The sequence below is a fragment of the Alistipes sp. 56_sp_Nov_56_25 genome, assembly GCF_001915285.1.
Lineage (GTDB): Bacteria > Bacteroidota > Bacteroidia > Bacteroidales > Rikenellaceae > Alistipes > Alistipes shahii.
Map to the genome: position 1 here is coordinate 22,601 of NZ_MNQF01000001.1, position 21,767 is coordinate 44,367.

The 21,767-nt window shown below is 60.2% G+C and carries 16 protein-coding genes and 1 pseudogene; 12 read left to right on the forward strand and 5 right to left on the reverse strand.

From position 1 onward, the window contains the following. Positions 1-10: 10 nt before the first annotated feature. The 5 genes and pseudogenes from BHV64_RS00060 to BHV64_RS00080 all read right to left on the reverse strand — a co-directional run bounded on the left by BHV64_RS00060 (position 11) and on the right by BHV64_RS00080 (position 6,355). Positions 11-472: a hypothetical protein gene (locus BHV64_RS00060; protein ID WP_288115425.1), complete on the reverse strand. Its 462-nt coding sequence runs from the start codon at positions 470-472 to the stop codon at positions 11-13. Between the two features lie 763 nt (positions 473-1,235). Then, a pseudogene (locus tag BHV64_RS00065) lies at positions 1,236-2,461 on the reverse strand (tyrosine-type recombinase/integrase). A 382-nt stretch (positions 2,462-2,843) separates the two neighbouring features. Next, entirely contained in the window at positions 2,844-3,713 is an 870-nt protein-coding gene (locus tag BHV64_RS00070; RefSeq protein ID WP_217727230.1) for an HAD-IIA family hydrolase, read from the reverse strand. A gap of 4 nt (positions 3,714-3,717) precedes the next feature. Continuing rightward, positions 3,718-5,151 (reverse strand): Ig-like domain-containing protein, encoded by a 1,434-nt coding sequence (locus BHV64_RS00075; RefSeq protein WP_217727232.1) that lies wholly within the window; start codon positions 5,149-5,151, stop codon positions 3,718-3,720. A gap of 13 nt (positions 5,152-5,164) precedes the next feature. Then, positions 5,165-6,355 (reverse strand): FN3 domain-containing metallophosphoesterase family protein, encoded by a 1,191-nt coding sequence (locus BHV64_RS00080; RefSeq protein WP_217727238.1) that lies wholly within the window; start codon positions 6,353-6,355, stop codon positions 5,165-5,167. Between the two features lie 238 nt (positions 6,356-6,593). Between BHV64_RS00080 and BHV64_RS00085 the strand changes: the two genes are divergently transcribed. From BHV64_RS00085 to pyrE, 12 genes are all read left to right on the forward strand, one after another. Then, the gene (locus BHV64_RS00085) at positions 6,594-7,994 is read left to right on the forward strand and encodes a sn-glycerol-1-phosphate dehydrogenase (protein ID WP_015547986.1); all 1,401 of its coding nucleotides are present in this window, start codon (positions 6,594-6,596) and stop codon (positions 7,992-7,994) included. 110 nt (positions 7,995-8,104) lie between these two features. Further along, positions 8,105-9,553, forward strand: a complete 1,449-nt coding sequence (locus tag BHV64_RS00090) for an MFS transporter (RefSeq protein WP_044054598.1) — start codon at positions 8,105-8,107, stop codon at positions 9,551-9,553. Between the two features lie 234 nt (positions 9,554-9,787). Beyond that, the gene (locus BHV64_RS00095) at positions 9,788-10,561 is read left to right on the forward strand and encodes a DeoR/GlpR family DNA-binding transcription regulator (RefSeq protein ID WP_015547984.1); all 774 of its coding nucleotides are present in this window, start codon (positions 9,788-9,790) and stop codon (positions 10,559-10,561) included. A 347-nt stretch (positions 10,562-10,908) separates the two neighbouring features. Continuing rightward, positions 10,909-12,183: a dihydroorotase gene (locus tag BHV64_RS00100; protein WP_015547983.1), complete on the forward strand. Its 1,275-nt coding sequence runs from the start codon at positions 10,909-10,911 to the stop codon at positions 12,181-12,183. Positions 12,184-12,185: 2 nt separating this feature from the next. Next, entirely contained in the window at positions 12,186-13,277 is a 1,092-nt protein-coding gene (gene carA, locus BHV64_RS00105) for a glutamine-hydrolyzing carbamoyl-phosphate synthase small subunit (RefSeq protein WP_022061321.1), read from the forward strand. Next, positions 13,270-16,452 (forward strand): carbamoyl-phosphate synthase large subunit, encoded by a 3,183-nt coding sequence (gene carB / locus BHV64_RS00110; RefSeq protein WP_022061320.1) that lies wholly within the window; start codon positions 13,270-13,272, stop codon positions 16,450-16,452. Before carA ends, carB begins: the two co-directional genes overlap by 8 nt. A 183-nt stretch (positions 16,453-16,635) precedes the next feature. After that, complete coding sequence (locus tag BHV64_RS00115; protein ID WP_217727242.1) at positions 16,636-17,376, forward strand: dihydroorotate dehydrogenase electron transfer subunit; 741 nt, start codon at positions 16,636-16,638, stop codon at positions 17,374-17,376. A gap of 36 nt (positions 17,377-17,412) precedes the next feature. Continuing rightward, positions 17,413-18,324 (forward strand): dihydroorotate dehydrogenase, encoded by a 912-nt coding sequence (locus BHV64_RS00120; protein ID WP_015547979.1) that lies wholly within the window; start codon positions 17,413-17,415, stop codon positions 18,322-18,324. 126 nt (positions 18,325-18,450) lie between these two features. Next, positions 18,451-19,155, forward strand: a complete 705-nt coding sequence (gene pyrF, locus BHV64_RS00125; RefSeq protein WP_015547978.1) for an orotidine-5'-phosphate decarboxylase — start codon at positions 18,451-18,453, stop codon at positions 19,153-19,155. 142 nt (positions 19,156-19,297) lie between these two features. After that, entirely contained in the window at positions 19,298-19,558 is a 261-nt protein-coding gene (locus BHV64_RS00130; RefSeq protein ID WP_022061318.1) for a glutaredoxin family protein, read from the forward strand. Continuing rightward, positions 19,559-20,668: a S41 family peptidase gene (locus BHV64_RS00135; protein WP_118406551.1), complete on the forward strand. Its 1,110-nt coding sequence runs from the start codon at positions 19,559-19,561 to the stop codon at positions 20,666-20,668. Between the two features lie 173 nt (positions 20,669-20,841). Then, positions 20,842-21,471 (forward strand): orotate phosphoribosyltransferase, encoded by a 630-nt coding sequence (gene pyrE / locus BHV64_RS00140; RefSeq protein WP_015547975.1) that lies wholly within the window; start codon positions 20,842-20,844, stop codon positions 21,469-21,471. The last annotated feature ends 296 nt before the right edge of the window (positions 21,472-21,767 follow it).

Sequence of the window (21,767 nt, forward strand, 5' to 3'; positions counted from 1 at the left end):
TTTCAAGGATTTATACGATAAACAATATGTTATTGATGCGGTTTTCGTTTTTTCGCCTCTGTATTATCCTTTGCTGTTCCTCATACGCCTTCGTATCAGCCAAATCCAATAGGGTGTCGGCAGCTTCGGTCAGGGGATTGGTCGTATGACTTTGCGGGTCGAGTTTTCGTTCCGAATATCGCTGTTCTGCAACCTGACATCCCTCTTTCGGTGCCGGATACAAGTCGTTGAAGACATTGGCTGAAAACTCCTTTCCCAGTACCGATCCGTTGGCGACGATACCTGCATTGTGGTCGATAAACGTCACGCCGTAGATTCTGCCAATCGGATTGATGCGGAAGATTGCGTCGATGTTTTCCGTTTTGAGCAGCCGCCGGAACTCTTCCCGCGTGTTATGCGGGCTCATGGCATCTTTGACTGTTTGTCGCCGTTGGTCGAGCGCTCCCGGTTCTTTCAGTTTGTCTTTCGACATCCCGTAATACTTTGAAGGCCTTATAGCCGATATCCTTTCCGATACGACTCGACTTGAACGGCGTTCCGACACCATAGCCGTCATCGGTCAGGGCTCCATAGAGAATACCCGCCATGTGCGAAACTTTCCATAGGATGAGCATTTGTAGCTCCGCAGGCACGACCTGACGACAGGCGAAATTTGTAGTTTAACGTTCTCCGCCTTATAGTTCACCTTTCGATGTCCGGGGGTATCCGTCAGCTTCTGTCCCTTGACGCTCGGATGCAGGCCGTATTTCCACTCTAAGTCAGGCAAAATCTCCATCGAGCACCGGGCCTCGAAATCATGCGGGAGTTTGCAGTTCTGCTCATCGACCCGTAGCGACATGATATAGAGATGCTTTCTGGAAATGTTCTTGTGCTTAAAAACGATATAGGCTGTTCGCCGCAACCCATGTGCTCCATGTACTCGCAGGCGATTTCCCGGAGCTGTCCGTCTGATAGCAGGACGGGGTGAAATCCCGTCGAACGGGCAGGCTGATCGTGGCTGAACATCAGAACTGGATCGTCAGGAGCCGCAGAAGGCCGCCCATTCCGACGGTAGCGACCAGCAAAACGCCGGAGCTGAAAATACGCAAGGCTCACTCTTTAGTAGATTCGCATGGCCTTGCGTATTTTCAGCTCCGGCGTTTAATTCCCTGCCGGCGGGAAAACTTACATCGAAAATTACCCTGCTATTGACGAAGCAAGATCGGAAATTGAATTAGCTGTAAGATAGCAGGTCATTATTGTGCGACCTTGAAGATACCGTTCAACTTCTCGCTCAACGCCGCCATATCCTGCCCGATCTTGTCATTGGTGATTTTAGCATAGATTTGGGTCGTGGTGATCCGTTTATGTCCCAGCATCTTGCTGACGGTTTCCAGAGGTACGCCCTGCGCAAGCGTGACCGTCGTGGCGAAGGTATGCCGCGCGCAATGCATCGTGGGGTTGAACGACAGACCGGCATGTCTGGCAACATGACGTAACGACATGTTCAGCGTTTTATAAGTGCCTTTAAGCGGAAAAACCTTTTCCCCGGTGCGGTATGTATCCTTATAACGCTTGTAGAGCATTTCGGCTACGGGAAGGAGTTTGACACGGAATTGCGTACCCGTCTTCTGGCGTCTGTCGATAATCCACCGCTCTCCGTTGTCGTCCGTATGGATGTCCGCGTGGGTGAGTTTCACTACGTCCGCGTGGCTCAGGCCCGTAAAGGCGCAGAAGACGAAGGCATCCCGGTTAATGCTTGTTCGGTAATTGGGGAGCTTGACATTCATCACGGCCTGCAATTCCGATGCCGAGAGGTAGCGACGTTCCGAGTATTCCGCTTTGACATAGAACCCCGCGAAAGGATTGACGGCAATCCAGCCGTTTTTATACGCCGTGTAGGTCATCAGCTTCAGTTTCTTGACCGGAGTGGCAATGCTGCCCGGAAGCATATTTCGAACACAGGAAAGATAGGCAACGAAAATCCCGATTCAGTTTCTTGAAGAACATATTCTCTACCTTATATTCGTATTTCATATTTCAGGAAAGAGGCGAGGTAACGGCGGGTATTGTTGCAGTTCTCGAAGGTCGAAACACTACGATCCTTGCCCACACGTTTGAGAAAGCCTGCGAGGTATTCGTCGAAGGTCTGCAACAGCAGGCGACAATCATCACCCATACCCAGGAAGGCATTGCGGACCTTTTCGGCCGTGACATACGAATCCCGGTCGCAGAGCCGTTGGTACTGCTTGCCGATATTGGGTTTGATATTTTCCAGCTTCTCGTTGATGCGCAGCGATTAGAGGCTTTTGCCGGAGGCTTTGTTAGCTTTGGCATCCCAAAGAGATGAACGAACGGTGAGTTTGCAGCTGAACTGCGACATCGTGCCGTTGATTGTAATACGGCCCATGACGGGAACCTGACCATGTTTTTCCGACTGCCTTTTTACGTAGAAAAGGACTTTGAACGTGCTGCGTTGCATAATAACTTGAACTTGTTGGATGGGTTAAACGTTAAGTCAAGTTATTTGTTATGCGGAAATTCGATGCAACGGGCTGAAAACAAATATCTTAATGCAAATTAGAGCATTTCGGGCAGGTAACGGATAAGTAATGAAATTCTCCGTCAAACCTGCTCGATTTTGCTTTTTTATTGCTCGGAACATATGCAGAAGATAGAATTAAATACTTGAAAGCAAGATATTTACTCTTTTTCATACTTCACTTTACCTACAAATACCGAACCCGCAAGGATTCGGTATTTCCCGATAGCGCTATTGTCGTAGCTTATCAGGCGTTTCTGTTTGCCCCTCTCCGGGCGGCGGATCGGAGGCGGGACGTCCGGTCGTGGAGTTCCGGCTGCCGCTACCTGTTCGCTTCGCGGATCAGTTCGCCCAGCACTTCGATGCTGTCGGCCGTGATATGGGGCTGCGGGTCGGCCTTGTCGGCCACGTCGAGCGTCGTTTCGCCCGAGAGCACCAGCACGCCCATCGCCCCGGCGTTGTGGGCCATCTGGACGTCGGTGTAGATGCGGTCGCCGACCATGGCGATCTCGTAGGGCTGCAACCCGTGGCGCGAGAGGATGCCCGAAAGCATGTTCGGATCGGGTTTGCCCAGCGTGATGTCGGGGCGGCGTCCCGTGGCGTGTTCGAGGCAGGCGCAGATCGAGCCGCAGTCGACCAATACGGTCGGCTGATCGGTGGGGCACACCCGGTCGGGGTTGGTGGCGATATAAGGCACTCCCTGTTTGATCCACCAGGCCGCGCGGCAGAGCCGTTCGTAGCGGAGCGTCATGTCGAACGCCGCCACGATCACGTCGGGCACGTCGTCGGCCGAGTCGGCGCACGACTCGAAGCCCGCAGCCTCGAATTCCGAGATCATCGACGGCGTGCCGAGCAGGAACAGCCGCTTGGCCGCAGGGTGATGGGTCTTGATGTAGTCGATGGTGGCCAGCGCCGTGGTGTACATCTCGTCGCGCGAAGCCCTGATGCCCAGCGTGTCGAGTTTATGGAGGTAGTCCGCGATGCTTTTCGACGGGTTGTTCGTCAGGAACGAGTAGCCGATCCCCTGTTCCTTGAGTCCGTGCAGGAAGGCCTGCGTGTAGGGGAACAGCGACATCCCCATGTAGATCGTGCCGTCCATGTCGAGCGCCACGTGACGGATGCGGCACAGGCGTTCCATCAGTTCGGCGTCTTCCCAGACGGATCGGTACTTGTGAAAGGGTTTATTTTCCATCGTATCAGTCTTTTAAAGGTAAATCGTAGCGGAAAATGGTTTGCAGGCGGTCGTCGCCCGAGGTGTTTGCGTTGCGGGCCGTGAAACCCAGGTAGAGCTTGCCGTCGTGCCACTTGACGCCTTCGGCTTCCAGCGATCCCACCTGCGAGATCGAGTTCGATTGCAGGGCTTTGCGGTCGTCGAGCAGTCCGACACGGGTCCGGGCGCAGCGGATGCCGCCCTGAAAATCGAACACCGTGAGGTAAGCGTTCGACGGCAGGAATGTGTTCCCGAGGTTGTTCTCCCCTTCGTAGTAGAAGACCCTGCCGTTTTTAACGTCGAAGCCCTGGAAGGCGTATTTGCCGATCTGGTCGGGGTTGCTGCCTTCCGTCAGGCTGAAGCCTCCGAGCCGCGTGAGCCTGCCGAGGTTGCGCACCTGGACCGCGGGGCTTTCCGTGACCGGCGTTTTGTTCGGGTCGGTTGCGCCGCCGCCCCAGGTGCGCTGTTCGAGTTGTTCGGTCGTCGGAGCGAGGGCTTTGGCGTCGCTCAGGCGGTAAAAGGCGAAATGCCGGGTTCCGCCGCCCGAATAGGTGACGCCGAGCACGTCGTTTGCCGGGTCGAGAGCCGGGTGGATATGGCGTACGCCCGGCAGGAAGTAATGTTCCGTGCATTGTTCGGGCTTACAGTCCGTTCCCGGGACGAATTTCACGCGTGCGATGGTTTGCGAAAAGGAATAGCCGTCCGATCCCGATTCCTTCGAGCCGTAGCTTCCGGCCCAGATCCAGCGGTCGTCGCCCTCTTCCTCGACGGCCATGTTGGTTCCGTGTCCGAAGTAGGTGAGCGTCATCAGTGGTGCGGCGAGCTGCGTTTTCTCCGCGCCGGGGGCGGGAGCGCCGCGCAGCACGTTGAGCGAATGGGCGTCGGTTCCGGCGATCTGGATGTAGAAAATGTCGCCGCCGGAGTCGATGTCGAAACTCTGGAGTACGCTGTTGCGTGCCAGCCGGACGTTGCGGCTGTAGATAATCGCGGCGGAGAGCGGCCGGGCGAGCTGTTCGGTCAGCAGGTTTTCTTCGGGGCTGACGCCTCCGTCGACGACGATCGTCGCGGAAACCGGCGCGGTGTAATACGGCGTGGCGACGGTCACGGTGGCCGAGCCGCGTTTCAGGGCTGTCAGCATGCCGCCCTGCGTGATGCTGGCGACCGAGGGATCGTCGATGCCCCACGTCATGTCGTAGGGGTTGAGCTGGTTGTTGTAAACGCTCTCCGCCCCGCCTTCGGGTTTGATGAGCAGGTTAAGGCGTTTTACCGCGCCGCTGCCGACTTCGTAGGAGGTCTGCTCGAAGGTCAGGCTTTCGATTTTCGGCAACGGAGCTTCGGGTTTGTCGTCGCTGCCGCATCCGGGCAGTAGGAGCATGAGGGCTGCGGCGCAGCCGGCGCGGAACAGATGGGAAAGGAACATATTTAATTCGTGATTATTTTTTGTCGATGCGGTGTTGTTTGATCACGGCGCCCGCGGTGTTGACCACCTTCAGGTCGATGCCCTTCGCGTCGGCCGACACGCGGAGGCAGTCGTTGTTCGAGTTGACGAGGATCGGGAAGTCGACCCCGCGGCTGCCGTCGTCGATCCAGTGGTAGCGGTGGTAGTGGCCGCAGAGCATCAGGTCGATGCCTTTGCCGGCGAGTTCGGGTACGAACAGCCTGCGGATCTGCTGCTCGCCGTACCAGCTGTCCTCCTTGCCCGGGATCATGTGCATCAGCACGATGCGCACGGGGGCCGCCCGGAATTCGTCGCTGTTGACGACGCCTTTCAGCCATTCCGCCTGCTGCCGGCGGTATTCGTTCCAGTCGCCCATGCCGTAATAGCGGGGATCGTTGTCGGGCTTGTCTTCACAGCCGTCGAGCACGATGAAGAAGGCCGGGCCGCGGCGGAACGTGTAGTAGGTTTCGCCGGTCGGTGTGGGGAAATAGTCGAGCCAGTGCTGTGCATAGGCGCCGCGGTTCTCGTGGTTGCCGCGCGTCACGGCGAGGGGGATGCCCGCGGGCGTGAGTATCTTCGATGCCGACCCGAGGCAGGCGTCCCAGAGCGTCTGCTCGGTCTCGGTCTGGCTGGCCAGGTCGCCGTTCAGGCAGACGAAGTCCGGCTGGGCTTCGGGGGCCTCCTTGATCAGCAGCTGGAAAACGGAGTCGCGGGCGTGGATGTCGTTGACCATCCAGAAATCGACCTTTTCCTGTGCAGGGTCGAGGGTTCTGATGGTGTAGGGCTTGCGCCGGTACACTTCGCTGCCGTCCCCGTCGTCGAGGATGACGCGCCGGTTGCCCTCGTTCAGGACGATTCCCCGCTGCATGATGCGGTAGCGGTAGGTCGTGCCGGGTTGGAGCCCTTCGATCCGCACCCGGTGCATGCGTCCGACGCGACAAAGTCCGAGATGCGAGTCGTAATACCTGGGCCGTTCGGCCGAGTAGAAGTGCGATCCGTCCATCGGGGCGAGTTCGACCCAGCCGATGGCGTCGGCCTTCGCGTCCCAGACGACCGTGAAGCCGTCTTCGGTGACATTCAGTACATAGGGTCCGTGTGCGATGCGTACCGTAGGCGGCACGGCGGTTTGGGCGAGGGCGGCGGCCGTCAGCAGGAGCGCGCCCAGCAGTAGGGTAAGTCGTTTCATGGTGAAAGTTGTATCGGTTCGAAATCCAAAGGTATGTTTTTATTTTCTTTTATCCAATTTTTCGTTTTATTAATCCGAAAAGAAATAAAATGCATCGTGAAAGGAAAATTTTTTCGTCGCTTTTGGCTGTCGAAAGGAAAATAATATCTATATTTGCCTTTGTTTTGGGAAACCCGGGAGTTTTCCTGCGGGTTTCGTTTGTGAAAAATTGGAAACGGTAAAATCAAGCAGATATTCTATGAATAAGGTAGAGAGCGCCCTTCAGCGCACGACCGACACCAAAGCGCTGGTGATCGGCGTCGGAACCCTTCCGCGGACGGCGGAGATGTTCAACGAGTTGTTTCCCGGCTGCCGCGCCGTCGTGGTCGCCGACACCAATACGTGGCGCGTCGCCGGCGGCGAGGTGCACCGCATCCTCGCCGATGCGGGGATCGGGCAGGACGAACCGCACGTGTTCGCCGATCCGAAACTCTACGCCGAATGGTCGTTCGTCGAGGAGCTGGACGGTGTGCTGGCTGCGACCGATGCCGTTCCCGTGGCCGTCGGTTCGGGCGTGATCAACGACCTGACCAAACTCTGCTCCCACCACAACGGCCGCCGTTACATGGTGGTCGGCACGGCGGCTTCGATGGATGGTTACACGGCCTACGGAGCCTCGATCACCAAGGACGGCAACAAGCAGACCTTCGACTGTCCTGCGCCGCTGGGCATGGTTCTCGATCCGTCGATTTCGGCGGCTGCGCCCGCCAGAATGTCGGCTTCGGGCTACGCCGACCTGATCGCCAAGATCCCTGCCGGGGCCGACTGGATGCTTTCCGACGCCGTGGGGTCGGAGCCGATGGACGATTTCGCCTTCGGATTGGTGCAGGACGGGCTGAAAGAGGCTCTGTCCGATCCCGCAGGCGTGCATGCGGGCAATGTGGAGAAGGTCGAACAGCTGGCCGAAGGGCTGCTGTTGAGCGGTTTCGCCATGCAGGCCACGCAGTCGAGCCGCCCGGCTTCGGGCGCCGAACACCAGTTCAGCCATCTGTGGGACATGGAGCACCTGAAATACAACGGCGCTTCGGTGTCGCACGGCTTCAAGGTCGGTATCGGCACGCTGGCCTCGACGGCCTTTCTCGAAATGCTGCTCGACGCCCCCGTGGAGCAGCTGGACATCGAGAGGTGCGTCGCTGCGTGGAAATCGTGGGACGAGACCGAGCGGGACATCCGGGCCATTTTTAACGACGATCCCGAATTCGTGGCCCGCGGCCTGAAGGAGACCCGCGACAAATATGTCGACAGGGAGGGGCTGCGCGACCAGCTCACGCGGCTCAAAAAGGCGTGGCCCGAACTGCGCGAACGCATCCGCCGGCAGATCATTCCTTTCGACGAGGTGCGCCGCCGCCTGGAACTCGTCGGGGCGCCTTATGAGCCCGAACAGATCGGCGTTTCGCGCACCCGTTTCCGCGAGGCGTTCGGGAAGATTCCCTACATGCGCAGCCGCTATACGGTCATCGACACCGCCTTCCGCTGCGGCTGGATGGAGGAGTGGCTTGACCGGCTGTTCGGCAAGGGCGGCGTCTGGGAGGTCGGAAGCCCTGCGCCGGGTTCTGGCGAACCGGCTCGCTCCGCCGCGGCTCCGGTCCCGGGCGCATAGAGCCGTGTGCGGCTTCCGGGCGATAAAACGGAAAAATCACGAAAATAATTTAGAATATCGCTCCGAAAGTTGTATATTTGGCTTCTGAAACTACTAACTTTCATTTCGAAATGACATCTGAACAAACCAAGCGCTTCAAGTATTGGCAGATGCGTACGATCATCGCGACGATGGTCGGTTACGCGCTCTTCTACTTCGTGCGCAAGAATTTTTCGCTGGCCATGCCCGGCCTGGAAGCCGATCTCGGCATTTCGAAGACGAGCCTCGGCATCTTCCTCACCCTGAACGGCCTGATCTACGGCTTTTCGCGTTTCGCCAACGGCATTCTGGCCGACCGCATGAACGCCCGCTGGTACATGGCCGTCGGTCTGGCGCTGTGTGCGCTGGCCAACTTCGCGTTCGGATTCGGCGAGGACGTCTCCTACTGGATCACGGGCGAGCATTCGGGCGACCAGTTCGGCAACACGATGATCCTCTTCATGGGCGTCATGTGGGTCGTCAACGGGCTGTTGCAGGGTACGGGATTCCCGCCCTGCGCGCGTCTGCTGACCCACTGGATTCCGCCTACGGAGCTGGCGACGAAAATGTCGGTGTGGAATACCTCGCACTCGATCGGCGCGGGCCTCGTGGTGATCCTCTGCGGTTACATCATGGGTACGCTGGGCACGAACATGGCGGGCGATCCCGACGCCGTGGCTTCCATCGCCGCCAACCTGGGCGTTTCGCCCGACGATGCTGCGGGCATGGAGCGCGTGATGACCTCCGCGGCGCATGTCGGGGCGTGGAAATGGTGTTTCTGGATTCCGTCGGCGATCGCTTTCGCCGGAGCCATCGGGCTGGTGGTTTTCCTGCGCGACACCCCGACCTCGGTGGGGCTTCCCGAACTGGAAGGAACCGAGACCAGGCAGGTGAAGACCGAAAAGAAGGGCGCCGAGCACAAGGCGTTCCTAATGAAATACGTCTTCAAGAATCCGCTGATCTGGATTCTGGGCTTCGCCAACTTTTTCGTCTACATCGTCCGCTTCTCGGTGCTCGACTGGGGGCCTTCGCTGTTGAGCCAGTCGAAGGGCGTCTCGATGTCGCACGCCGGATGGCTCGTGGCGATGTTCGAGATTGCCGGCATCCTCGGCATGCTCTTCGCCGGCTGGGCGACGGACAAGTGGCTCAAGGGCCGTGCGCACCGCACCTGCGTCTTCTGCATGGCGGGCGCCGCGCTGTTCGTCTTCCTGTTCTGGCAGCTGCCTGCCGACGCTCCGATCTGGCTGCTGTTCACGACGCTCTGCGCCGCAGGGTTCTGCATCTACGGCCCGCAGGCGCTGATCGGCATTGCCGCCGCGAACCAGGCCACGAAGAAGGCCGCCGCCACGGCCAACGGCCTCACGGGGCTGTTCGGCTACGCTTCGACGCTCGTTTCGGGTGTGGGACTGGGCTTCGTGGCCCAGCACTACGGCTGGAATTGGGCCTATGTCGGCATCCTGGGCATGGCCGTCGTGGGCATGCTGGTCTTCCTCCTGATGTGGGGCGCCAAGGCCGACGGCTACGAACCCGAGGCGGAATAAGGGAATCGAAGGTTCTGTTTTAGATGATGATACGGACTTCGGTCCGGAAGGGTCCGGCCCGTCACGGGTTGCGGACCTTTTTTTGCGAAATACGGAATCTTTTTTTATCTTTGGTGGCGTAATGATACTTTTATCAGTCGGAAGGTTTTGCCGAACCGTTAGTTAATCCGGGTGTGCGCCCGTCCGACTTTTTTTGTATATTTGCTTTTGTAACACTTTAAATATCCGACCGATATGCTGAGCATTGCCGAACGGCACAAATACATTCTCGACAGTCTGAACAAGCACGGTTTCGTCCGGATTACCGACGTTGCCAACGAACTGGGCGTTACGAAGGTGACCATCCGCAAGGACATCAAGATTCTCGAAAGCAAAGGCCTGTTATATAAGGTGCACGGCAGCGCGCGTCCGGCCAATCCCCACGTTGCGGACCTCGACGTGCATGTGAAGGACAACATCAACCGCGACGCCAAGCGCCGCATCGCCCAGCGGGCGGCGGAGATGCTCGGCGAGACCGACTCGATCATCATGGCCTCCGGCTCGACCGTCTACGCCTTTGCCGAGGAGATCAAGATGCGCATGTGGCATCACCTGAACATCGTCACGCCGTTCCTGCGGCTGGGCGTGCTGCTGAACGAGTCGGAGAACGTCAACGTCGTGCAGCTGGGCGGCTCGGTGCACAAGAAGTCGCTGTCGGTGCTGGGCGAAGAGGCCGCGCGCGAACTGGACGACTGCATCTGCTCGAAGGTCTTCTTCGGGGTGGACGGCATCGACCCCGAGCACGGCATCACGACTTCGACGATCGACGAGGCGAAACTCACGCGGCGGATGATGCACGCCGCCTCGCAGGTCATCGTGCTGGCCGACTCGTCGAAATTCGGACAGCGCGGTTTCGGCCGCATCTGCGCGCTGGAGGACATCGACGTGATCGTCACCGACGAGCGGATTCCCGAACAGATGATCTCGATCATCGAGGAGGCGGGCGTCGATCTGATCATCGTCCGATAGTCCGCTCTCCGGGGCGGGCGGTTCCGGGAGCCGGGGCCTGCCGCGCCGGAAATCCGCGGACATGCGCCTTCCGGTCCGCCGCATGCGGAGTGCGTGCGGCAGGGCGTATACGGCATGTTGAAAAATTTTTCCGGAAAAAGTGTTGCAGAGGCGGCGAAAATGCCCTATCTTTGTGCACAATTATAGCGACACCTGAATCCTATGAATTGTAAACCCAACATAGCATCGGCGCAAGCGTTCTGGCAGCAGGATTACTGGTCGGGTTTCCAGTCTCCGACGGATTCGGGCATTATTGTTTTATTAGGGTAACTGTTTTGGTTGCCCTATTTTTTTGTGTCCAGCGACGAATGAAGACATTTTACACCAACGCGAAGATTTTCCGCAACGGTCGTTTCGAACCGGGGCTGATCGCCGTCGAAGGGGGCCGCATCGCGGCCGCCGGGGAACCGCGCCCGGGCGACCGGGTGGTGGACCTCGGGGGGCGGCACCTCGTGCCGGGGCTGGTCGACGTGCATGTGCACCTGCGCGAGCCGGGCTTCCCGCAGAAGGAGACCATTGCGACGGGTACGGCCGCCGCGGCCCGCGGGGGGTATACCACGGTCTGCTCGATGCCCAACCTGAACCCTGCGCCCGATACGCCGGCGACGCTCGGTGAGCAGCTGGAGATCATCCGCCGCGACGCCGTGGTGCGCGTGAAACCCTACGGTACGATCACGATGGGTCAGCGCGGATGCGGCGAACTGGTCGATTTCGCGGCCTTGGCCCCGCAGGTCGTCGGCTTCTCGGACGACGGCCGCGGCGTGCAGTCGGCGGAGCTGATGGAGGAGGCGATGCGCCGGGCCGCGGCTGTCGGTAAACCGATCGTGGCTCATTGCGAAGTCGATGAACTGCTGCGCGGGGGCTATATCCACGACGGGGTTTACTGCCGCGAGCACGGACACAAGGGCATCTGCTCCGAGAGCGAGTGGCGGCAGGTCGGGCGCGACATCGCGCTGGCGGAGAAGACCGGTTGCCGGTATCACGTCTGCCACGTCTCCACGAAGGAGAGCGTCGAACTGGTGCGCCGCGCCCGGGCGAAGGGGCTGCGCGTGAGCTGCGAGACGGCGCCGCACTACCTGCTGCTGTGCGACGAGGATTTGCAGGAGGAGGGTCGCTTCAAGATGAACCCGCCGCTGCGGAGCCGCGCCGACCGCGAAGCGCTCGTCGCGGGCATTCAGGACGGCACGATCGAGGTCATCGCCACGGACCATGCCCCCCACACCGCCGCCGAGAAGGCGCGCGGACTGGCCGGGAGCGCCATGGGCATCGTGGGGCTGGAGACCGCTTTTCCGCTGCTTTATAAATACCTGGTGCTGGAGGGGGTGATCACGCTCGAAAAGCTCGTCGCCCTGATGTCGGCGAATCCCCGCCGGATTTTCGCGCTCGAAGGAGGCGTGGAGGAGGGCGATGCCGCCGATTTTACGGTGCTGGACCTCGGGGCGGAGTATGCCGTGGACCCCGGGACGTTCCTTTCGAAGGGGCGGGCCACGCCCTTCGCCGGATGGAAGGTGCAGGGCCGCGCCGTGCTGACGGTGGTGGGCGGCAAAGAGGTTTATGACGATAACTACGAATCAAACAGATAAGGATGAAAGCTTTTACGAAAAAAATTGTCTTGGAGAACGGCCGCGAGTTCTACGGATACGGTTTCGGCGCCGACCGCGAGGCCATCAACGAGATCGTCTTCAATACCTCGATGGTGGGGTATCAGGAGATCATGTCCGATCCGTCGTATACGGATCAGATGGTCGTGATGACCTACCCGCTGATCGGCAACTACGGTATGGCCGACGAGGATTACGAGACCAAAACGCCGACCATCGGCGGCATGATCGTGCGTGAGTACAACGACTCGCCCTCGAACTTCCGCTATACGAAGACGCTGAACGAGGTCTTCGAGGAGCACGACATTCCGGCCATCTGGGGCGTGGACACCCGCGCCCTGACGCGCATCATCCGCGACGAGGGGTCCCAGAAGGTGCTCATCACCGACGTGGCGACGCCGCGCGACGAGGCCCTGCGCAAGCTCGGCGAATACGTCATGCCGCGCGACATGGTTTCGCGTGTGAGCTGCAAGAAGCGCTGGATGTCGCGTGTCCCCAACCACAAGTACGACGTCGTGGCCGTCGACTGCGGCATCAAGTACAACATCATCCGTCTGCTGAACCGCGTGGGGTGCAACGTGACCGTCATGCCCTACAACTCCACCGTGGAGGAGATCATGGCCTTCCATCCCGACGGGCTTGTGCTTTCGAACGGACCCGGCAATCCCGAGGACGTGACGCCGGTGATCGAACTGGTGAAGCAGCTCCGCGGCAGGCTGCCCATCTTCGGAATCTGCATGGGCCACCAGCTGATTTCGCTGGCCTACGGCGCCCGGACCTTCAAGATGAAGTTCGGCCACCGCGGCGCCAACCACCCGGTGAAGAATCTCGTGACGGGGAAACTCGAAATCACGAGCCAGAACCACAGCTACGCCGTGGATGTCGATTCGCTCGCCGGCACGGGGCTTACGCTGACGCACGTCAACCTGCTCGACGGCACGGCCGAGGGCGTGGAGTGCGCCGCCGACCGGGTTTTCTCGATGCAGTACCACCCCGAGAGCGCTTCGGGTCCGCAGGACAGCGCCTATTTGTTCAAGAAGTTCACAAAAATAATGGAGGAGCACAAAAATGCCTAGGAGAAAAGATATCAAGAAGGTTCTGGTCATCGGTTCGGGTCCCATCGTCATCGGACAGGCCGCCGAGTTCGACTATGCGGGTACGCAGGCGTGCCTCGCGCTCAAGGAGGAGGGTTACGAGGTGATCCTCGCCAACTCGAACCCCGCTACCATTATGACCGACACGCACATTGCGGACAAAGTCTACATGGAGCCGCTGACGCTGGAATACGTCGCCAAGATCATCCGCTTCGAGCGTCCCGACGCCATCGTCCCGGGGCTGGGCGGACAGACGGGTCTGAATCTCGCCGTGCAGCTGGCCAAGAAGGGCATTCTGAAAGAGTGCCAGGTCGAAATTCTGGGCACGTCGTTCGAGTCGATCGAGCGCGCCGAGGACCGCGAGCTGTTCAAGGAGCTGTGCGAGTCGCTGGGCGAGCCGGTGCTTCCTTCGCACATCGCCATGTCGATCGAGGAGGCCGTGGCGGTGGCCGAGGAGATCGGCTATCCGGTGGTGCTGCGCCCTGCCTTCACGCTGGGCGGCACGGGCGGCGGTTTCGCCGACGACGAGACCGAACTGCGCGAGATGATGCGCAACGCCCTTTCGCTCTCGCCCGTGCACCAGGTGCTCGTCGAGAAGAGCATCAAGGGCTATAAGGAGATCGAGTACGAGGTGATGCGCGACCGCAACGACACGGCCATCTGCATCTGCTGCATGGAGAACATCGACCCGGTGGGCATCCACACCGGCGACTCGATCGTCGTTGCCCCGAGCCAGACGCTCACCAACAAGGAGTTCCAGATGCTGCGCGACTCGGCGCTGAAGATCATCCGCGAACTGAAGATCGAGGGCGGCTGCAACGTGCAGTTCGCACTCGACCCGCTCTCGTTCAAATACTACCTGATCGAGGTCAATCCCCGCGTGTCGCGCTCCTCGGCCCTGGCGTCGAAGGCCTCGGGCTATCCCATCGCCCGCGTCAGCGCGAAGATCGCCGTGGGACTCACGCTCGACGAGATCCGGATCGCCAATACGCCGGCTTCGTTCGAACCGACGCTGGACTACATCGTGACGAAGGTCGCCCGCTTTCCCTTCGACAAGTTCTCCGACGCGTCGAACAAGCTCGGCACGCAGATGAAGGCCACGGGCGAGGTGATGTCCATCGGCCGCACGATGGAGGAGTCGCTGCTCAAGGCCGTGCGTTCGCTCGAAACGGGCGTCTGCCACATCTACCACAAGAAATTCGACAAGTGGTCGAACGACGACCTGCTCGCCTACATCAAGGGGGGAACCGACGACCGGCTCTATGCCATCGGCCAGCTGATCCGTAACGGCGTCGACCTGGCGCTGATCTACGACAAGACGAAGATCGACATGTTCTTCCTGGAGAAGTTCAAGAACATCGTCGAGTTCGAAAACGTCGTCCGCGCACACCCGATGGACGTCGAGACGCTCCGCGCTGCCAAGCGCATGGGTTTCAGCGACAAGTACATCGGTCAGCTGTGGGGCCTTTCGCAGAACGAAATGTACCGTCTGCGCGAGAAGAACAACGTCTTCCCGGTCTACAAGATGATCGACACCTGCGCCAGCGAATTCGCCTCCTACGTGCCCTATTTCTACTCGACCTACGAGGAGGAAAACGAGTCGATCGTCAGCGGGAAAGAGAAGATCATCGTGCTCGGTTCCGGCCCGATCCGCATCGGCCAGGGCGTCGAATTCGACTACTCGACCGTGCACGCCATCTGGTCGATCCGTGCGGCGGGCTACGAGGCCATCATCATCAACAACAACCCCGAGACCGTCTCGACCGATTACACCACCAGCGACAAGCTCTACTTCGAGCCGCTGACCGTGGAGGACGTGATGAACGTCATCCATCTCGAAAAACCGAAAGCCATCGTGGTGTCGCTCGGCGGACAGACGGCCATCAACCTCGCCGAACCGCTCGCCGAGCTGGGCGTGCCCATCATCGGCACGGACACGCAGGCGATCAAGAACGCCGAGGACCGCGGCTGCTTCGAGAGGATCATGGAGGAGCTGGGAATTCCGCAGCCCGAGGCCGAGGCCGTGACTGACATCGAGTCGGGCGTCCGGGCCGCGGCGCGCATCGGCTATCCGGTGCTGGTGCGTCCGAGCTACGTGCTGGGCGGCCGCGCCATGCAGATCGTCTCGAACGAGGAGCGCCTGCGCCACTACCTGCAAACCGCCGTGGAGATCGACGTGGACCAGCCGGTGCTGGTCGACCGCTATATCATGGGCAAGGAGCTGGAGGTGGACGCCATCTGCGACGGCAAGGAGGTCTTCATCCCCGGCATCATGGAGCATGTCGAGCATACGGGTATCCACTCGGGCGACTCGATCAGCGTCTATCCGACCTTCAGCGTGAGCCAGAAGGCCAAGGACAAGATCATCGACTATACGGTCAAGCTGGGCCTTCGGATCGGTATCGTCGGCCTGTACAACATCCAGTTCATCGTCGCCGGCGAGGACGACGTCTACGTCATCGAGGTCAACCCGCGCTCGTCGCGCACCGTGCCCTTCCTCTCGAAGTCCACGGGCGTGCCGATGGCCCACATCGCCACGCAGGTGATTCTGGGCAAGTCGCTCCGCGAGCAGGGCATCACGGAGGTCTACGGTCGTGAGAAGGAGCGCTGGTACGTCAAGGCCCCGGCCTTCTCGTTCGCCAAGATTCGCGGCATGGATTCGTACCTCTCGCCCGAAATGAAATCGACGGGCGAGGCCATCGGCTACGACGACAAACTGACGCGCGCGCTCTACAAGGCGTTGCAGGCCACGGGCATGCACGTCTCGAACTACGGAACGATCTTCGTGACGATCGCCGACCACGACAAGGAGCAGGCGCTTCCGCTGGTGAAGCGGTTCTACGACCTGGGCTTCAACATCGAGGCGACGACCGGGACCGCCGAGTTCCTGCGGGCGCACGGCATCCGCACCCGTACGCGCCGCAAGCTCAACGAGGGCAGCAACGAGATCATCGAGGCGCTGCGTCAGGGGCATGTCAGCTACGTGATCAACACCATCGACATCAACCAGCACAACACGCGCCTCGACGGTTACGAAATACGCCGCACGGCCGTCGAGAACAACGTGACGGTCTTCACGGCGCTGGAGACGGTGAAGGTGCTGCTGGATGTGCTGGAGGAGATCACGCTGCGCGTTTCGACTATTGATTCGAAATAAAATTCCGACAAGACGCCGGAGCCGTCAACGGAATGCGGACTAAAAGCGCGAGAAACGGGGCCGGTTTGCTTACAAACCCGCGAATAGGCGCCCGTTTCCAGCGTTAGGTCGCATGAAGTAGGCGAAGGCGATCGTCGGCCGGTTTTGTGGCACTTTTGCCGGATCAAAAGTGCTGAAAAAATTATGTATAAGAAAGGCATCTATAAGATTCTCACGAACGAGCCGCTGACCGACGCGGTGTGGCGCATGACCCTCGCGGGCGATACGCAGTGGATCTCGGCGCCGGGGCAGTTCGTCAATATTGCGCTGGAGGGCAAGTACTTACGCCGCCCTATCTCGATCTGCGATTACGATGATCGCTCGATTGCGCTGATCTACAAGGTCGTGGGCGGGGGAACGGAGCAGATGAGCCGCATGCTGCCGGGCGAAACGCTCGACCTGCTGACGGGTCTGGGCAACGGATTCTCGACGAAGAACGACGCGCGGAGACCCCTGCTCGTCGGGGGCGGCGTGGGCGTGCCGCCGCTCTACAACCTGGCGAAAAGACTCCTCGCCGAAGGAAAGCCCGTGCAGGTGGTGCTGGGCTTCAACACCGCGTCGGAGGTCTTCTACGAGGAGGAGTTCCGCGCGCTGGGCTGCGAGGTCACCGTCTCGACGGTCGACGGTTCGCGGGGCGTCGGGGGCTTCGTCACGACGGCCATCGCCGAACGGGGGCTGGATTTCGATTACTTTTACGCCTGCGGGCCGCTGCCGATGCTCCATGCGCTCTACAACGCCGTGGAGCAGGACGGCCAGCTGTCGTTCGAAGAGCGCATGGGGTGCGGATTCGGCGCCTGCATGGGCTGTTCGTGCAAAACCAAATACGGCTACAAACGTATCTGCAAGGAGGGGCCGGTCCTTACCAAGGATGAAATCATCTGGTAAGAACAATTCACAATTCATAATTCAAAATTCACAATTATGACAGATACTTCGGTTGAACTCTGCGGCCTCAAATTGGACAATCCGGTCGTGCCGGCCAGCGGAACCTTCGGCTACGGCAACGAGTTCCGCGAGTTCTACGACATCAACATCCTCGGGTCGTTCTCGTTCAAGGGTACGACGCGCGAGGCGCGTTTCGGCAATCCCACGCCGCGCATCGCCGAGTGCGGTGCGGGGATGATCAATGCCGTGGGGTTGCAGAACCCCGGCATCGACGCCGTGATCCGCGAGGAGCTGCCGCGGTTGAAAACCTTCTTCCGAAAACCCGTCATCGCCAATATTTCGGGTTTCTCGGTCGAAGAGTACGCCTATTGCTGCGAGCGCATCGACAGGCAGGAGCAGGTGGGGCTGATCGAGGTCAACGTCTCGTGCCCCAACGTGCGGCACGGCGGCATGTCGTTCGGGACCTGTCCGGACGCCGCCGCCGAGGTGACGCGCGCCGTGAAGGCCGTGACGACGAAGCCCGTCTTCATCAAACTTTCGCCCAACGTGACGGACATCGTCGCGATCGCCCGGGCGTGCGAGGAGGCGGGGGCCGACGGCATCTGCCTGATCAATACGCTGCTGGGCATGCGTATCGACATTGCGCGCCGCCGTCCGGTCATCGCCAACACGATGGGCGGATTCTCGGGCGCCGCGGTCTTCCCCGTTGCGCTGCGGATGGTCTACCAGGTGGCCCGGGCGTGCCGGATTCCCGTGATGGGGTGCGGCGGCGTCACGACGGCCCGCGACGTGATCGAGATGATGATGGCCGGAGCCTCGGCCGTGCAGGTCGGGGCTGCGAACCTCGTGAATCCCTATGCCTCGAAGGAGATCGTCGAGGCGCTGCCCGGCGAAATGGAGCGGCTGGGCATTGAAAAGTTGAGCGACATAATCGGCTGCATCGAGTGATCGCGCGGCACCTTCGGCGTTTCCCTCGTCGGCTCCGACAGCCACATGCGTCGAATATGTTCTGCGAAACTCCGAATTTGCCGCACGCTGACCCGATGTGAAAAATAAATGCTAAATTTGTATATTATGCAACACGATGTAATCATAGCCTGCGACTTCAAGTCGGCGGAAGACACCTTCCGGTTCCTCGACCTCTTTAAGGACGAGGAGCGCAAACCCTTTCTGAAAATCGGCATGGAGCTGTTCTACGCCGAGGGACCCGCCATCGTGCGGGAGATCAAGCGCCGGGGACACCGGATTTTCCTCGATCTGAAACTCCACGACATTCCCAACACCGTGAAAAAGGCGATGGCCGTGCTGTCGCGGTTGGACGTGGACATGTGCAACGTCCATGCGGCCGGGACGATCGAGATGATGCGAGCCGCGCGCGAAGGCCTTACGCGCGAAGACGGCACGCGGCCCCTGCTGATCGCCGTGACGCAGCTCACCTCGACCAGCGAGGAGCGCATGCGGGAGGAACTTCTGATCGACGCCTCGATCAACGACACGATCGTGAAATACGCGCAGAACACCCGGGCCGCAGGGCTGGACGGCGTGGTCTGCTCGCCGCTGGAAGCCGGCATGGTGCACGGGGCGTGCGGCGAGGAGTTTCTGACGGTCACGCCCGGCGTGCGTTTTGCAGATGGCGACGTGGCGGACCAGGTGCGCGTCACCACGCCCGCCCGCGCCCGGGAGATCGGTTCCGACCTGATCGTCGTGGGACGCCCGATCACCGCGGCGGAGGACCCTGTGGCGGCTTACCGCCGGTGCGTCGCCGAGTTCGTCGGATAGACCGTGTTCTGGTTGCCTTGTGGTCGCGATGCGACAAGCCCCTGCTTGAGGCGGGGGATCGGATTTGTAAACGCCGCCATAGGCGGCGAATACGGCATTCGGCTGCGTGAGATGGAACGATATTACAAAAATTGTTAATTCTATGAAACCGGTAAAACTTTTCTACCTGCGCTCGTGCCCCTTCTGCAAGAAGGCGCTGCGTTACATCGACGAGGCGCGTGCCGCCCATCCGGAGCTGGCCGCCGTCGGGATCGAGATGATCGAGGAGTCGGAGCAGCCCGAAGTGGCCGACGCGTTCGACTACTATTACGTGCCCACGTTTTACGTCGACGGCGTGAAGGTCCACGAGGGCGGCATTTATCCCGAGGAGGTGGAGAAGATTTTACGTTCGGCGCTGGAATAAATGAGTGTCTTGCTGCGTGTTCTGCCGCTTGTCGCGGCCGTTGCCGGGCTGTTGTTGCCTGCCGGGGCGCAAGTCCCGGTGAAAGGCGGCGAAGTCTCCGATTTCGACTTCGCCGTCGGCGTCGTGGAGCGCGCCTATGCGGGCTATCCGGACAAGACGGCGAACCGCGCGGCGGAATACGGGGCGCTGAAAGAGCGGCTGCGGAGCGGGATCGCTTCGGGGCGCGACACGTATGACGCCGTTGCCGAGTATCTCGGCTGGTTCGACGATTCGCACCTCGGAACGGAGGGCGTGAGGGCTTACCGGCCCAAATCAATCCGCCGACCTTCGGATTACGCGGCACGGATGGAGCGTTATGACCCGCAGTTCACCCATTGTCGGGTGGACGGCGAAACGTATCTGATCCGTTTCCCGTCGTGCGACCTGAATGAAGAACAGACCGCTTGGGTGCGGACTGCCGTGCGGGCTTATCTGGCTTCGGGGTGTGAAAACCTGATCCTCGACATCCGCGGCAACGGCGGCGGGAGCGACAGCGCCTATGAACCGCTGCTCCGGCTGCTCTACGACCACGAAGGGGCGGAGGATGCCATGGAGTACCGCGTTTCGGACCTGGCCGTCGCCCACGTGCGGGAGTTTGCCGGAGATACGGAGCGTGGACGCGGGAAGATCGCACGGATGGAACGCACTCCGGCCGGGGAGTTCCTGACGGACGGACCGAAAACCTACCGGATACACTACGATTCCGTCTCGCCGCGGCCTCGCCGGGCGGGGCTGCTGATTGATGGGAAAGTCGGCTCCTCGGGTGAACAGCTGGTGCTCGAAGTCAGGGCCAGCAGTCGCCGCACGACCGTTTACGGGCAGGATAACACGCTCGGGTGCCTCGATTTCTCGAACTGCGAAATACTTTATTTTCCGCAGGACCCGACCCGGTGGATGATGCTCCCCACGACCCGTTCCTGCCGGGTTCCGGAAGGCCGCGGGATCGACTCCGCGGGCATCGCGCCCGATGTGCGCATTCCGCTGCCGCTGCCTGAAGTCCTGACCGACAACGTCGATACATGGACGTTGTGGGTCGCCGAAGATATGAAAACTGAAAAACGAAAAGAATAAATGGGTTTCCGCCCCGAAGTCTCCCTTTGCCAAAGGGAGATTTAGTGGGAATGTCAATATGAAATCGGCATCGCAGATGCCGTTAACGCAGGTTCGGCGGATTTCATGGTTGACACTCTTCCCATGGGGAGGGGAAAGAATGAAGAATTTTGCCGAACCTGCGTTCAAGTAAGATGGAGAAGAAAATTGCTAAAGACCTGCTGTCGATCGGCGCGGTGTTCCTGCGCCCCGAACAGCCTTTCACCTGGGCGAGCGGCATCAAAAGCCCGATCTACTGCGACAACCGGCTGACCCTGACGGCTCCTGTCGTCCGCGGCCATGTCGAGGCGGGCCTCGCCGAAATCGTCCGCACGAAATTCCCCGAAGCCGAGGTGCTGATGGGAACCTCGACCGCCGGAATCGCCCATGCGGCCATCACGGCCACGATCCTCGACCTGCCGATGGGCTATGTGCGCAGCGGCTCGAAGGACCACGGCCGCGGCAACCGGATCGAGGGCCGGCTCGAAAAGGGCCAGAAGGTCGTCGTGATCGAGGACCTCATCTCGACGGGCGGTTCGTGCATCGAGGTGGTCGAGGCTCTGCGCGAAGCCGGCGCCGAGGTGCTGGGCGTGGCTTCGATCTTCACCTATGGGATGCAGAAGGGGCTTGACCGCATGCGGGAGGCGAACGTTACGAATTACAGCCTTTCGAACCTCGACGCGCTGGTCGAAGTGGCCGCCGAGGAGGGGTATATCAAGCCTGAGGACAAGGCGCGGCTGATCGCCTTCCGCAACAATCCGTCGGACGAGAGCTGGATGCAATAATTCCGATTTTAGCGGGCGATTTTCGTCCTTCCCCGCTCGTCCCGAATGGGCAGTGCCTCATGTACAGCCCATCCGTGCCGATCACCGGGCAGGCTAAAAATCGCTCCCCTAAAATCAGAATCAGGGTTTGCCGCGATCGCCCGGCGCCTTCCGCCGATCCGTTGCGTGCCGCGAGCGGGAAATACCGACGGCGCAATGAAAGCGGAACAATGCGGATACCCGCGCAGCCAAAGTCTCCGCCGAGGCGGGGATTTAGGGGCGGGTCCGGTTTGCAAACACGGCGGAAGGCCGTGAAT